We start from the raw sequence: 13414 nt of genomic DNA, 5'->3' as shown, positions 1-13414 counted from the left end.
CGTCCCTGCGAAAGCAGGGACTCATAACCAACGGCCGTGGTGATGCGGAAGGTGTCTCCCACCGCCTTTAATCGATAGATCACGCGGGTATGGGTCCCGGCCTTCGCCGGGACGACAGCGAGAATGCGGCGTGGATTGTAGCTCCTAAGCCTGTAGCCCGGATGGAGCCAACGGGTCGCGCGAATGCGCGCCCGATGACAGGGTCCGCGCAACCCGGGAAGGCTGTTCGGTAAAGGTTGTCGTCCCTGCGAAAGCAGGGACCCATACCGCGTGATCCTATTGATGAAAGACAGTGGCAGACACCTTTCACATAACCACAGCCAGTGGTTATGGGTCCCTGCTTTCGCAGGGACGACACTGGAGTACAGGCTACATCGTAGCCTCTCACTTACATCGTCGCGCCGAGCACCCACGGCGCGAATTCAGCGCCGCCGAAGTCAAAACTCTCGCTCTTGGTCGGCTGGCCCGAGGCGGTCTTGAGGATGAGGTCGAAGATGCGCTGGCCGCATTCCTGCACGCTCTCCTCACCGTCGAGGATGGTGCCGCAATTGACGTCCATGTCGTCTTCCATCCGCTTGTACATCGGCGTGTTGGTCGCGAGCTTGATCGACGGCGCGGGCTTGCAGCCGAACACGCTGCCGCGGCCGGTGGTGAAGCAGACGAGGTTGGCGCCGCCGGCGACCTGCCCGGTCGCGGCGACCGGGTCGTAGCCGGGCGTGTCCATGAACACAAAGCCCTTCTTGGTGACGGGCTCGGCGTAGTTGAGGACGTCGACGAGATTGGTGCTGCCGGCCTTGGCCATCGCGCCAAGCGACTTCTCCAGGATGGTGGTGAGGCCGCCGGCCTTGTTGCCGGGGCTCGGATTGGCGTTCATCTCGGCGCCCTCACGCTGGGTGTACTCCTCCCACCAGCGCATCAGGCCGACCAGCTTCTCGCCGACCTCGCGGCTGACGGCGCGGCGAGTCAGCAGATGCTCGGCGCCATAGGTCTCCGGCGTCTCCGAGAGGATCACGGTGCCGCCGTGACGGACCAAGAGGTCGCTCGCCGCGCCGAGCGCCGGATTGGCCGACACGCCGGAATAGCCATCCGAGCCGCCGCATTGCAGCGCCACGGTGAGCTCGCTCGCCGGCACCGCCTCGCGCTTGACCTTGTTGGCATCGGCGAGCGCTTCCTTCACGAAGGCAACGCCGGCTTCCACCGTCTTGCGGGTGCCGCCGACCTCCTGGATGTCCATCGCGCGCAGCCGGCCCGCAAGCTTCTGCTCCTGCATCAGGCCGCCGATCTGGTTCACCTCGCAGCCGAGGCCGAGCACGATGACGTTGGAGAAATTGACGTGACGCGCATAGCCGCCGAGCGTGCGGCGGAGCAGCGCCAAGGGCTCGTCCTGGGTCATGCCGCAGCCGGTCTTGTGGGTCAGCGCGACGACACCGTCGACATTCGGGAAATCGGCGAGCGGATTGTCGCCGGTGAACGGGTTCTTCTTGAACATGTCGGCCACGATGCCGGCGACATGGGCGCTGCAATTCACCGAGGTGAGGATGCCGATATAGTTACGGGTGGCGACGCGGCCGTCAGCGCGGCGGATGCCTTCGAACGTCGCCGGCAGATCGAAGTTCGGCACCGGCTTGACGTCGACGCCATAGGCATAGTCCTTGGCGAAATCGCCCATGCCGCAGTTCTGGGTATGCACGTGCTGGCCGGGCGCGATCGCCTGGGTCGCAAAGCCGATGATCTGGCCGTAGCGCCTGATCGGCTCGCCTTGCGCGATCGGCTTGATCGCGACCTTGTGGCCGGCCGGAATGCGATCGACCGTCGTGACGCCCTCGGTCACCTCAAGCCCCGGCGGCAGGCTCGCGCGCGCGATCAGGACGCTGTCGTCGGCGTGCAGGCGGATCACTTGTGCCGAGGCCATGGGAGTTCTCCTTCGTCTTTTCTTCACCTCTCCCCGTCCTTTACGGGGAGAGGTCGGATCGCGTCGGCGATCCGGGTGAGGGGCGAGGCACAATGTCACTTACAACGATGGTGCTCGCCGGATAGAGGCCCCTCACCCCAACCCTCTAAGAGCCAGCTTCGCTGGTCTCGACCCCGTGAAGAACGGGAAGAGAGAGAGGATCAGCTTACGCCTTGCCGCCGGACTTCTCGCGGGTCGCGTTGACCTGCATCTTGGCGTAGACCTGCATCAGGCCGACCTCGTTCGACAGCGTCACGAGCTTGAAGCCCATGTTGATCGCGCGCACCGCGCCGTCGGCGCCCGAGCAGTGGATTCCCGGATTGAGGCCGCGCTTGCCGCACTCCTTGATGATCTTCTCATAGATCTTGAGGATCTCCGGCTCGTCGCGATCGAGCTTCGGCACCAGGCCGTAAGAGAAGCCAAGATCGGACGGGCCGATATAGACGCCGTCGATGCCTTCGACATCGAGGATCGCCTCCATGTTCTCGACCGCGGTCTTGGTCTCCATCATCGGCAGCAGCACGATCTCGTCGTTGGCGGTCTGCTGATAGGTGCCGGCCGAGCCGTACATGCCGGCGCGGATCGGGCCGTTGGAGCGTACGCCCTTCGGCGGATACTTGGCGTAGGAGACGAGGTTCTTGGCTTCCTGCGGTGTGTTGACCATAGGGCAGATCACGCCATAGGCGCCGCCGTCCAGCACCTTGCCGATGATGCCAGGCTCGTTCCAGGGCACGCGGACCATCGGAGTGACCGGATGGGCGTGCATCGACTGGAAGCATTGCACCATCGACTGATAGTCCTGCACACCATGCTGCATGTCGACGGTGACGCTGTCGAAGCCACACTGCGCGATCACCTCGGCTGAAAACCCGGAGGGAATCGCGAGCCACGCGTTCACCACCGCCTTGCCGGATGCCCAGACTTGCTTGACCTTGTTTGCCATTGATCGCGTTTCCCTTTGCGGTTTATTGGGGGACGAGCCTTCAGCTGGTCGCCCGCTGGATAGAAACTTCGCTGACGCCGACTTCGCGCGCGGTATTCACTATCGCCGCCCAGGTGTCGTCAGGCAAGGGGATGCCGTTCCTGGTGCGATCGGCACGGGTTTTCCGCTCGGGATCGCCAGGAACCAGCACGGAATCTGTTCCTGCGATCGGCTTAGTGGCGCGGATGAAATCAGTGTAGCGGGTGATTTCGCCATCGAAGAAATTACTGGTGTCGATCACTTTGGGGTCGATGTAGAACGCCATCATGCCGTTGGCGAAGCGCCGGTCCGACGACGTCGCACCGGTGCCGGTCAGCGCGCCGCCGAGCAGTTCGCAGATGAAGGCGAGACCCGAGCCCTTGTGATCGCCGAAGGCGCGGATCGCGCCAGTTCCCTTGGTGTGGTCGCGCGGTCCGTCCGGCGTGTACGGACCATACAGCACGTGCGGATCCTCGCTCAGCGTGCCGTCGGCATCGACGAGCGCGCCGATCGGCAGCTTCTTGCCGCCGCGGCTTGCCACCAGGCACTTGCCCTCGGCGACAACCGAGGTCGCAAAATCGAGCACGATCGGATCCTGGCCCTGACGCGGAATGCCGACGCAATACGGCGCCGTGGACAGGCGCTTCTCGACGCCGCCGTAAGGCGCGACCAGCAACGAGCCCGCCGCGGTCACGAAATGAATTGAAACAAGACCTTCAGCGGCGGCCATCTCGGCCCAGTCGCCGACGCGGCCGAGATGGCCGGAGTTGCGCAGCGCGACCGCGGCGAGCCCCGCCTTCTTGCACTTCTCGATGCCGAGCTTGACCGCAACCGGCGTGACGGTCTGGCCATAACCGAACTTGCCGTCGACCACCGCGAGCGACGGCGTGTTGACCACCACCTCGGGAGTCTGGTTCGGCACGATCGAGCCCATCTTCTTCCACCTGACATAAACAGGCACGCGGATCACCCCGTGGCTGTCGTGACCTGTAAGATTCGCGGTCGTCAGATAGGTCGCGATGCGCTTGGCCTCTTCCGGAGAGGACTCCGAATGGGAAAACACCTCGGACACGAAGTTGATGAGGTTATCGACCTTGATGGTGACCATGAAAAACCAGCTCGCTCAGTAAAGCACGGGACGTTGTCAGGCGTGGGTCTTGGCGTGGCCGCCGAGATAGGCCGCGGCGATGGCTTCATTGCCCCACAATTCGTCGGGCTTGCCGCCCAGCACGATCCGTCCTGTTTCCAGGACGAAGCCGTGATCGGCAACCGAGAGTCCCATGCGCGCATTTTGCTCGACGAGCAAGACCGTGGTGTCCTTCCTGATCTGCGAAATAATGCGGAACACCGACTGCACGATGACGGGCGCCAGCCCGAGCGACGGTTCGTCGAGCAGCAGCAGCCGCGGCTTGGCCATCAGGCCGCGCGCCACCGCGACCATCTGCAGCTGGCCGCCAGACAGCGTCCAGCCGAGCGCGTTGGAAAAGGCGCGGATGTCCGGGAACAGGTCGAACATCGCGTCGGCCTCGCGCGAGATCTGCGACGCCGACACCTTCCGGTTCGACGCGCCGAGCATGATGTTCTCTTTCACGGTGAGACCCGGAAACACGCGGCGGCCTTCCGGCACATGCGAGATGCCGAGTCGGACGATCGCTTCCGGCCCGAGGCCCGCGATCGAGTGGCCGTCGAACATAATGTCGCCGGAGGCGGGCTTGGCGAGGCCTGAGATCGCGCGCAACGTGGTCGACTTGCCGGCGCCGTTGGCGCCGAGCAGCGTGACCACCTGCCCCTGCTCCACGGCGATGGTGACGCCGCGCAGCGCCTCGATCTCGCCGTAGCGGACCACGAGATTGCGGATTTCGAGCAGCGGCATCATTCGCTCCCGAGATAGGCGGAGACGACGTCGGGATGGCGCAGCACCGCCATGGACTCGCCGTCCGCGATGCGGCGCCCGAAGTTCAGCACGGTGATGTGCTGGGCGGCTTCCGACACCAGCGTCATGTCGTGATCGATGATCAAGATGGTGAGGCCCTGCGCCGCGATGCGCTTCAGCAGCTCATGCAGCTCGAGCTTCTCGGTCGAGTTGAGACCGGCGGCCGGCTCGTCGAGCAGCAGCAGCGTCGGGTTCGACGCCAGCGCCCGCGCGATCTCGATCAGGCGCTGGTGGCCATAGGAGAAGCTCGAGATCAACTCGTTGGCGCGGTTGCCGAGCCCGACGAAGGTCAGCGCCTCCATCGCGCGCTCGGTCAGCGCATCCTCGCCTTTCCCGATCATGGTGTTGCCGGGACGCTCGGCCCCGATCTCGACATTCTCCAGCGCCGTCATCGAACGGAACAGGCGGATGTTCTGGAAGGTACGTCCGAGACCCGCCGCGGTGCGCTGATGCGGCGCCATGTTGGTGATGTCGGTGCCGTCGAGCACGATCCTGCCCGCGGTCGCCTTGTAGAGACCGGACAGCACGTTCAGCGTCGTGGTCTTGCCGGAGCCGTTCGGTCCGATCAGCGCATGCACGCTGCCGCGCTTCACCGCGATATCGACGCCGTCGACCGCCTTGAGGCCGCCGAAATGCTTCGAGAGCCCGGTCACTTCGAGCACGATGTCGCCGCCAGACGTCGCGGGCTTGAGCTGCAAGGCCGCCGCGGCCGGCGGCGCCTTGGTGTGCGCACGCCAGCGCGTGAATGCGTCCGACACAAAACCCCAGATACCGTCGGGCATGAAGCGGATGATCAGGATCACGAACAGGCCGTAGATCGCCAGATAAAGTCCCGGCACGCTCTTCAGGAAGCGCAGCCATTCCGGGATCAGGATCAAGAGGCCCGTGCCGATCACCGAGCCGATCGGCGAGGCCACGCCGCCGAGCAGCGACATGGTCAGGAACACGATCGATTCCGCGAACGAGAACTGGTCCGGGCTGACATAGGCGAAGCCGCCGGCGAACAGGCCACCGGCCAGACCGCCGAGCAACGCGCACAGCCCGAACGCGTAGATCTTGGTGCGGAACACGTCGATGCCGTTGACGCCGGCCGCAAGCTCGTTGTCGCGCACCGCGCGCATGGCGCGGCCGAGCTTGGTATCAGGGAGATGCCAGACCAGGTAACCGACGATCGCGAGCATCGCGACGCAGAACGCCAGATAGCTCTGCGAGGACTGGAACAGCTCGGGCCGACGAATATTGGCGACGCCGTCCGGCCCGTGGGTCACGCCGATGGCGTTGATCATCACCAGCGTCACGATCTGCTGGAACGAGATCGTCACCATCGCAAGGTAGTGTCCGCCGAGCCGCAGCGTCGACATGCCGAGGAAGGCACCGGCAATCAATGTGATCGCGCAGGCGCCGACCAGGCAGAGCCAGAAGTTCAGGTGCAGGTCGGCGGTGCCGAGCCCGACCGCATAGGCGCCGAAGCCGAAGAAGGCGGCCTGCGCAAGGTTGATCTGGCCGCACAGGCCGAGCACGACCGACAGCCCGAACACCGCGATCGAGAAGGTCGTGGCCTGCAGCAGGATGTTGAGGATGTAACCGTCGAACCGCATGCCGGCGGCGAGCGCCACCAGCACCGCGGCGCCGATGAAATACGGCAGATGGCGGATGATCAGCGGCTTCGAGCGCACGGCCGGCGCGGGGATCATGTTGTCGGTGGCGCTCATGCTTTCTCCGCGACACGTTCGCCGAAGATGCCCTGCGGCCGGAACACCAGGAAAGCGATCAGCACCAGGAAGGCGAAGCCGTCCTTGTACGGCACTGAAATATAGGCGGCGCCGAACGTCTCGATGACGCCGAGCGCCAGACCGCCGACGATGGCGCCTGCGACATCACCGAAGCCGCCGATGATGGTCGCGGCAAACGCCTTCAGCGCAATCGTCGAACCCATCTGGATCGAGACGAACAGCACCGGCGCCACCAGGATGCCGGCGAGACCGCCGAGCACGGCCGAATAGATGAAGGTGATCATGATCATGGTGGAAACGGAAATGCCGAGCAGCGAGGCCATTTCCTTGTCCTGCGAGGTCGCCTGCAGCTTCTTGCCGAGCAGCGTCTTCTCGAAGAACCAGAAATTGAACAGCACCAAGAGGATCGTGACGGCGATGATCAGAAGATACTGGCTGTCGAGATAGACCGGACCAAGCTGAATGCCGGGCGTATCGAACCAGCCCTGCAGCACCTGCGGCTGCGGGCCATAGATCGCGAGCACCGAGTTCGACAGCAGGATCGAGGCGCCAATGGTGGCGATGATCACGGGCAGATAGGTGCGATTGCGCAGCGGATAATAGACGCCGAGATTGAAGATGACGCCGAACAACGCCATGCCAGCGAGCGCGATCAGGAACGACAGCCAGTAAGGCCAGCCGAGATCGACCGAGAACACCACCATCAGATAGGCGGCGACCATCGAGAACTCGCCTTGCGCGAAGTTCACCACGTTGGTGGCGCGGAAGATCAGCACGAAACCAAGCGCGACCAGCGCGTAGACCGCGCCGATGCCGATTCCGGTAAAGAGCAGTTGGAGGACGAGATCCATGACGAGCGCTCGATCTGAGATTTGTATCGCGGACGAACGGCCTCTCCGAGATGGCCCGGAGAGGCCGAACCGCTATCAATCGTTGAAGTCGATATGCTTGTCGTAGACGATCTTGCCCTTGTCGTTCTTCACGACGTTGTAGCCGTGCAGACCGTCGCCGTTCTTGTCGAAATTGTATTCACCCTCGGCGCCGGCGAATTTCTGCGTCGCAAGGATGGCGTCGCGGACCTTGTTCGGATCGGTCGAGCCCGCCTTGTTGATCGCCGCCGACAGGATGGTGATCGCATCATAGGGCCAGGCGCTCTGGTTGTCGGGCGCGGTCTTGTAGGCATCGCGATAGGCCTTGCCGAACGCCTTCGCGGCATCGCTCGAGTCCTCGGCGAAGTCGGCGACGCCGTAGGTGTTGAACAGCGCGGGACCGGCGAGCTTGGTCGAGGAGACCGCCACCACCGAGGGCGAGCCGACCCAGGGAATATTTACGCCGAGCTGACGCAGCTGCCGGGCAAAGATGCCGAGATCGTTCTCAAAGGTGAAGTAGGTGCCGAGCACGTCAGCGCCGGACTGCTTCACGGCCAGCACGACCGGCGTGAAGTCCTGGCTCTGGTTGGCATAACCCTGGTCGAGCACCGGCGGCGCGCCGAGCTTGGTCAGCGCTTCGGTGAGCGCCTTGCCCCCCGCAGTGCCGAAGGCGTCGGTGGAATGGACGATCGCCCATTTCTTCTTGCCGAGCGTGTTGACGCCGAAGTCGGCGATCACGCGGCCGGAGTAATTGTCGTTCGGGCGGAAGCGGAACAGCCAGGGATTGCCGGAATGGGTGAGGTCGGGATTGGTGCCGCCGATCATCACCGGCTTGCCGACCTTGATCACGTCGGGCGCCATCGCCTGCACCTGAGTCGAACGGATCGAGCCAAGGAAGGCGACGATGTCGGATTGAGCGGCGAGCTTGGAGAACGCCAGCACGATGCCCGGATTGGTGGTCTGATCGTCCTCGATGACGAGCTCGACCTGCTTGCCGAGCACGCCGCCGGCCTTGTTGACCGCAGCCAGCGCCAGCTTGGCGCCGTTCTGGGCCCACAGCCCCTGCTCCGCCGCCGGTCCGGTCACCGGCACGCACATGCCGATCTTGATCGTCGCACCCTGCGCCCAAGCGCTGCGCATTAGCGCGGGTGCAGCGAGACCTGCCGCCAAGCCGGCGGAAAACTCACGCCTCGTCAGTTTCATTCAATCCTCCCTGTGGTGCGCCGAGCTTGCATGTCGGCTGCGTTGAAACGAGCTGACGCGTCAATCTGCTGCCCTATCCGCAGCCATTGAACGGCGCGGCGAACAAACATCAGCACCGCTGCAGCGCACAAGACGTGCAACGACGACCATCGATCTGGCGTTTGACGTAGCTAACCATGATTGCACATTGCACGCAATAGCCAAAAGTTCGCTGGCAGCGGTGCGTAAATGCCTGCTACCAACGACCGTGGCGCGATCACGTGTTAGTGTGACCGGCGGGCAGTCATCGATGTCGATTCCAAGAGCGAAATCGCAGACCAGACGGAAGCAGCCGGCCTACGCGCTGATCAAGAGCGCATTGGCAAAGCACATCCGCGCCGGTGACGTGCCACCTGGCACGGTTCTTTCCGAATCGGCGATCGCGACCTTGTTCGGCTCCAGCCGCTCTCCGGTGCGGCAGGCTTTCGAACAGCTCGAGCATATCGGCCTGGTGCGCCGGTTCGACGGTCGCGGCGTCATCGCCGGCAAGCGCAAGGTCGACCCTCGGCGCGTCCCGATCACGCCGGAAATGTTTGGGCTGACCGACGGCCCCGTCGACGCCGTGCGCAGCGACGCCTGGGATACTCTCTACTACAAGCTCGAACGTGAGATCATTTACCGGTCGCTGTTCGGACGCTTCCGCGTCAGCGAGCTCGCATTGGCGCGGCATTTCCGGGTGGGGCGCACGGTGGCGCGCAACCTGCTGTTACGTGCGCAGGCGATCGGCATCCTCGAGAAAGGCGCCAAGGCGCACTGGTACGTGGTGCCGTTGGACGAGGACCGCCTCCGCGACATCTTCGAGGTGCGCGCAACGCTCGAGCCGCTGCTCCTTAAATCCGCGACGGCAACGATTCCTGCCGCCCTGCTCGACCGGATGGCGGAGCGGCTGCGCGAGGGAATCCAGTATCGCGACCGCGTCGGCGTCGGCGAACTCGATGAGATCGAAGGCGACCTCCATATCCGCTGCCTGGGTTACGGCGCCAATCGCGAGATGATCGAAGCCCTCAAGCGCACCCACTGCGCGTTCGTGATCGGCAAGCACATTCAGGTCGCCCTGACCGCGCCGCAGATCGATTCCTTCATGGACGAGCATCTGGTGATCATCGAGGCTTTGCGCACGCGTGACGGCGACGCGGCGGCAGCCATCTTGCGCCGCCATATCGAATGGTCCCACTCGAAGGTCGCGGGCTGGATTGCCGAATTCCGCGCCATCAACGTGATTTCGCGCGTACCCTACATGACCTGAGCGCGAATGCCGCGCATCATCGCAACTACTCGTCAGCCTCGACCTCGGCGTCATCGGCCGAGCCCATTCCGGCCAGGCTCGCTTCGAGCGCGCCCAGCATCTCCTGCAATTCGGCAAGCTTGCGCGCCCCGAAGCGCCGGGTGATCTCGGCATAGATCGTCTCCGACGTCGGCGCCACCGCCTCGATCAGCTTCAACCCCTTGGCGGAGATCGAGACCACCGCGCGCCGCGCGTCGTTCTCAGCCGCCTTGCGCTCGATCAACGCGCGGCCCTCGAGATCGCGAAGGATTCGCGACAGGCTCGGGCCGAGCAGAAACGCCATGCGGGCGAGCTCGGTGACCTCGATCTCGTCGACCGCGGTGAGCGCGCGCAGGATCCGCCATTGCTGCTCGGTCAGCCCGTGATTGCGCAGCGACGGTCGGAATTGCCGCATCACCGCCTCGCGCGCGCGGAGCAGCGACATCGGCAGCGAGCGCGAGAACTCGCGCATCGGGGTCCGTCGCGCCGCCGCGTCGTCGCCCTGCCCCGGCCGAATGTCGTTCGAATTTTTGCGCGCCATTACCTAATCCTGCGCAACGAAATTTTGCGTTGCAACATGCCTTGATTCAGTTTGCGGGAATTCACTTAACATGTTAATCATCTCCCGACATCCACTTTTGTGTAGCACGCATGGCCCTCTCCAAGGACGATATCCGCGCTGCCGCCGAACGGCTCGACGGCGCGGAAAAGACCCGTAAGCAAATCCGCCAGCTCTCTCTGGAATACCCCCGCATCACCCTCGAAGACGCCTACGCGATTCAGAAGGCCTGGGTCGAGATGAAGGTGGCGCAGGGCCGCGTCGTCAAGGGCCACAAGATCGGCCTGACCTCGAAGGCGATGCAGAGCGCGCTCAATATCGACGAGCCCGATTCCGGAATCCTGCTCGACGACATGTTCTTCGCCGATGGCGGCCTGGTGCCAAGCGACCGCTTCATCGCCACCCGCGTCGAGGCCGAGCTTGCCTTCGTGATGAAGCATCGTCTGGCCGGGCCGAACTGCACGCTGTTCGATGTGCTGAACGCCACCGATTTCGTGGTACCGGCGCTGGAGATCCTGGATACCAGGGTCGAGCGCGTCGATCCCGAGACCAAGACGACGCGGAAGATCTTCGACACCATCGCCGACAACGCCGCCAATGCCGGTATCGTGCTCGGCGGCCGGCCGATCCGCCCGTTGGAAGCCGACCTGCGCTGGATCGGCGCGCTGTGCTTCCGAAATGGCCAGCTCGAGGAAACCGGTCTGGCTGCCGGCGTGTTGAATCATCCGGCGACCGCGGTGGCGTGGCTCGCCAACAAGATCGCGCCGAACGGACTGGCGCTCGAGGTCGGCCAGGTCGTGCTGGCGGGCTCCTTCATCCGTCCGATCGAGACCCGCAAGGGCGACACCATCCAGGCCGACTACGGACCGTACGGTTCCGTAAGCTGCTACTTCGCCTGACGCCTTCAGCAGGAGCGCTGCATGCCGCATTTCACGCTTGAATACTCCGCCAATCTCGACGATCTCGTCGACATGGGCGCGACGGTCGAACTGGTCCGCAGGGCCGCGGTCGAGACCGGCATCTTCCCGCTCGGCGGCATCCGCGTCCGCGCCGTCAGATGCGAGCATTATGCGATCGCCGACGGCCGCAAGAATTACGGCTTCCTCGACATGGTGCTGCGGCTCGGCGAAGGCCGTGATCTCGCCACCCGCAAGAAGGCCGGCGAGCACATCTTCAAGGCGCTGTCGGCCCATCTCGATCCGGTCTTCGCCAACAGCAAATTCGCATTGTCGTTCGACATGCAGATCAACGACAAGGACACCAGCTGGAAACGCAACAACATCCACGACGCACTGAAGGTGGAGACGGTCAATGGATAAAGCCGCCCCGAAATCGTCAGCCGACGCATTCCAGGCCAACCGCGATCGCGCCGGCCCGCTGCTTGCAAAGCTGAAAGCCGAAGGCATCGGCCATGTGATCGACGGCAAGATCGTGCCTGCGGCCTCCGGGCAGACTTTCGAGACGAAATCGCCGATCGACGGCACGGTGCTGGCGACGGTCGCGCGCGGCAATGCCGAGGATATCGACCGTGCTGCGACCGCTGCGTCCAAGGCCTTCAAGGCCTGGCGCGACATGCCGGCGGCGCAGCGCCGCAAGCTGCTGCATCGCGTCGCCGATGCGATCGAGGCGCGCGCTGACGACATCGCCGTGCTCGAATGCATCGACACCGGCCAGGCGCACCGCTTCATTGCCAAGGCCGCGATCCGCGCCGCGGAGAATTTCCGCTTCTTCGCCGACAAATGCGGCGAGGCCCGCGACGGCCTCAACACGCCCTCGGAAGAGCACTGGAACATCTCGACCCGCGTGCCGATCGGCCCGGTCGGCGTGATCACGCCGTGGAACACGCCGTTCATGCTCTCGACCTGGAAGATCGCACCCGCCCTCGCCGCGGGTTGCACGGTGGTGCACAAGCCGGCGGAATGGTCGCCGGTGACCGCCGATCTGCTGGTCAAACTCGCAAAACAGGCCGGCATCCCCGACGGCGTGCTCAACACCGTGCACGGCTTCGGCGAGGATGCCGGCAAGGCGCTGACCGAGCACCCCGCGATCAAGGCGATCGGCTTCGTCGGCGAGAGCTCGACGGGCTCGGCGATCATGGCGCAGGGCGCGCCGACCCTGAAGCGGGTGCATTTCGAGCTCGGCGGCAAGAACCCGGTGATCGTGTTCGACGACGCCGACCTCGACCGCGCGCTCGACGCCGTCGTGTTCATGATCTACTCGCTCAACGGCGAGCGCTGCACGTCGTCGAGCCGCTTGCTGGTTCAACAAGGCATCGCCGACAAATTCATCGAGAAGCTGACCGCTCGCGTGAAGGCGCTCAAGGTCGGTCACCCCCTCGATCCCGCCACCGAGATCGGGCCGCTGATCCATGAGCGGCATCTCGCCAAGGTGTGCAGCTATTTCGACGTCGCCAAGAACGACGGTGCGACGATCGCGGTCGGCGGCAAGCCGCACGACGGCCCCGGCGGTGGTCACTATGTGCAGCCGACGCTGGTCACCGGCGCGAGCGCAAAGATGCGCGTCGCGCAGGAAGAAGTGTTTGGTCCGTTCCTGACCGTGATCCCGTTCAAGAACGAGGCCGAGGCGATAGAGATCGCCAATGGCGTGCAATACGGCCTGACCGGCTATGTTTGGACCGGCGAGATGGGCCGCGCGCTCCGCGTCGCCGATGCACTGGAAGCCGGCATGATCTGGCTCAACTCGGAAAACGTCCGCCATCTGCCGACCCCGTTCGGCGGCATGAAAGCCTCCGGCATCGGCCGCGACGGCGGCGACTACTCGTTCGACTTCTACATGGAAACCAAGCACGTCTCGCTCGCGCGCGGGACGCACAAGATTCAGAAACTGGGAATTTGATTGCACGTCGTTCCGGGGCGGCGCGTAGCGCCGAACCCGGAACCTC

At 64.3% G+C, this 13414-nt stretch carries 12 protein-coding genes; 4 read left to right on the top strand and 8 right to left on the bottom strand.

The features are described from left to right. Positions 1-388 precede the first annotated feature (388 nt). The 7 genes from ACVWYP_RS18635 to ACVWYP_RS18605 form a co-directional block, all read right to left on the bottom strand. On the bottom strand, positions 389-1912 hold the full coding sequence (locus ACVWYP_RS18635) for a UxaA family hydrolase (protein ID WP_304499333.1): 1524 nt from the start codon (positions 1910-1912) through the stop codon (positions 389-391). 205 nt (positions 1913-2117) lie between these two features. After that, the gene (locus ACVWYP_RS18630; protein WP_028338709.1) at positions 2118-2894 is read right to left on the bottom strand and encodes an HpcH/HpaI aldolase family protein; all 777 of its coding nucleotides are present in this window, start codon (positions 2892-2894) and stop codon (positions 2118-2120) included. Positions 2895-2934: 40 nt separating this feature from the next. After that, complete coding sequence (locus ACVWYP_RS18625; protein WP_304499332.1) at positions 2935-4020, bottom strand: malate/lactate/ureidoglycolate dehydrogenase; 1086 nt, start codon at positions 4018-4020, stop codon at positions 2935-2937. 36 nt (positions 4021-4056) lie between these two features. Further along, the gene (locus ACVWYP_RS18620; protein WP_028338711.1) at positions 4057-4785 is read right to left on the bottom strand and encodes an ABC transporter ATP-binding protein; all 729 of its coding nucleotides are present in this window, start codon (positions 4783-4785) and stop codon (positions 4057-4059) included. Beyond that, positions 4785-6557 (bottom strand): branched-chain amino acid ABC transporter ATP-binding protein/permease, encoded by a 1773-nt coding sequence (locus ACVWYP_RS18615; RefSeq protein WP_038386404.1) that lies wholly within the window; start codon positions 6555-6557, stop codon positions 4785-4787. Before ACVWYP_RS18615 ends, ACVWYP_RS18620 begins: the two co-directional genes overlap by 1 nt. Continuing rightward, the gene (locus tag ACVWYP_RS18610; protein ID WP_028338713.1) at positions 6554-7429 is read right to left on the bottom strand and encodes a branched-chain amino acid ABC transporter permease; all 876 of its coding nucleotides are present in this window, start codon (positions 7427-7429) and stop codon (positions 6554-6556) included. Before ACVWYP_RS18610 ends, ACVWYP_RS18615 begins: the two co-directional genes overlap by 4 nt. Before the next feature lie 75 nt (positions 7430-7504). Further along, positions 7505-8650, bottom strand: coding sequence for an ABC transporter substrate-binding protein (locus ACVWYP_RS18605; RefSeq protein WP_028338714.1), 1146 nt, complete (start codon positions 8648-8650; stop codon positions 7505-7507). A gap of 289 nt (positions 8651-8939) precedes the next feature. On the opposite strand from ACVWYP_RS18605, the gene ACVWYP_RS18600 reads away from it, so the two are divergent. Beyond that, positions 8940-9935, top strand: coding sequence for a GntR family transcriptional regulator (locus ACVWYP_RS18600; RefSeq protein WP_304499331.1), 996 nt, complete (start codon positions 8940-8942; stop codon positions 9933-9935). Between the two features lie 25 nt (positions 9936-9960). Here ACVWYP_RS18600 and hpaR read toward each other — a convergent pair whose 3' ends face one another. After that, a complete protein-coding gene (gene hpaR, locus ACVWYP_RS18595) occupies positions 9961-10494 on the bottom strand; it encodes a homoprotocatechuate degradation operon regulator HpaR (RefSeq protein ID WP_092083320.1) in 534 nt (177 codons plus the stop codon). 110 nt (positions 10495-10604) lie between these two features. Here hpaR and hpaH point away from each other — a divergent pair, with 110 nt between their 5' ends. The 3 genes from hpaH to hpaE are packed head-to-tail and all read left to right on the top strand — an operon-like array spanning position 10605 to position 13368. Then, positions 10605-11411: a 2-oxo-hept-4-ene-1,7-dioate hydratase gene (hpaH, locus tag ACVWYP_RS18590; RefSeq protein ID WP_304499330.1), complete on the top strand. Its 807-nt coding sequence runs from the start codon at positions 10605-10607 to the stop codon at positions 11409-11411. 21 nt (positions 11412-11432) lie between these two features. After that, on the top strand, positions 11433-11831 hold the full coding sequence (locus ACVWYP_RS18585; RefSeq protein WP_304499329.1) for a 5-carboxymethyl-2-hydroxymuconate Delta-isomerase: 399 nt from the start codon (positions 11433-11435) through the stop codon (positions 11829-11831). Further along, positions 11824-13368 carry a 5-carboxymethyl-2-hydroxymuconate semialdehyde dehydrogenase gene (gene hpaE / locus ACVWYP_RS18580; protein WP_453946096.1) on the top strand — a complete coding sequence of 515 codons (1545 nt, stop codon included), beginning with the start codon at positions 11824-11826 and terminating at the stop codon, positions 13366-13368. Before ACVWYP_RS18585 ends, hpaE begins: the two co-directional genes overlap by 8 nt. Positions 13369-13414: the final 46 nt, after the last annotated feature.

This window comes from Bradyrhizobium sp. USDA 3262 (genome assembly GCF_054060035.1).
This window is presented reverse-complemented; position numbering and strand designations above follow the sequence as displayed.

Coding starts and splice junctions, on each gene's coding strand:
- ACVWYP_RS18635 (WP_304499333.1), bottom strand. CDS start 1,912: ATGGCCTCGGCACAAGTGATCCGCCTGCACGCCGACGACAGCGTCCTG.
- ACVWYP_RS18630 (WP_028338709.1), bottom strand. CDS start 2,894: ATGGCAAACAAGGTCAAGCAAGTCTGGGCATCCGGCAAGGCGGTGGTG.
- ACVWYP_RS18625 (WP_304499332.1), bottom strand. CDS start 4,020: ATGGTCACCATCAAGGTCGATAACCTCATCAACTTCGTGTCCGAGGTG.
- ACVWYP_RS18620 (WP_028338711.1), bottom strand. CDS start 4,785: ATGCCGCTGCTCGAAATCCGCAATCTCGTGGTCCGCTACGGCGAGATC.
- ACVWYP_RS18615 (WP_038386404.1), bottom strand. CDS start 6,557: ATGAGCGCCACCGACAACATGATCCCCGCGCCGGCCGTGCGCTCGAAG.
- ACVWYP_RS18610 (WP_028338713.1), bottom strand. CDS start 7,429: ATGGATCTCGTCCTCCAACTGCTCTTTACCGGAATCGGCATCGGCGCG.
- ACVWYP_RS18605 (WP_028338714.1), bottom strand. CDS start 8,650: ATGAAACTGACGAGGCGTGAGTTTTCCGCCGGCTTGGCGGCAGGTCTC.
- ACVWYP_RS18600 (WP_304499331.1), top strand. CDS start 8,940: ATGTCGATTCCAAGAGCGAAATCGCAGACCAGACGGAAGCAGCCGGCC.
- hpaR (WP_092083320.1), bottom strand. CDS start 10,494: ATGGCGCGCAAAAATTCGAACGACATTCGGCCGGGGCAGGGCGACGAC.
- hpaH (WP_304499330.1), top strand. CDS start 10,605: ATGGCCCTCTCCAAGGACGATATCCGCGCTGCCGCCGAACGGCTCGAC.
- ACVWYP_RS18585 (WP_304499329.1), top strand. CDS start 11,433: ATGCCGCATTTCACGCTTGAATACTCCGCCAATCTCGACGATCTCGTC.
- hpaE (WP_453946096.1), top strand. CDS start 11,824: ATGGATAAAGCCGCCCCGAAATCGTCAGCCGACGCATTCCAGGCCAAC.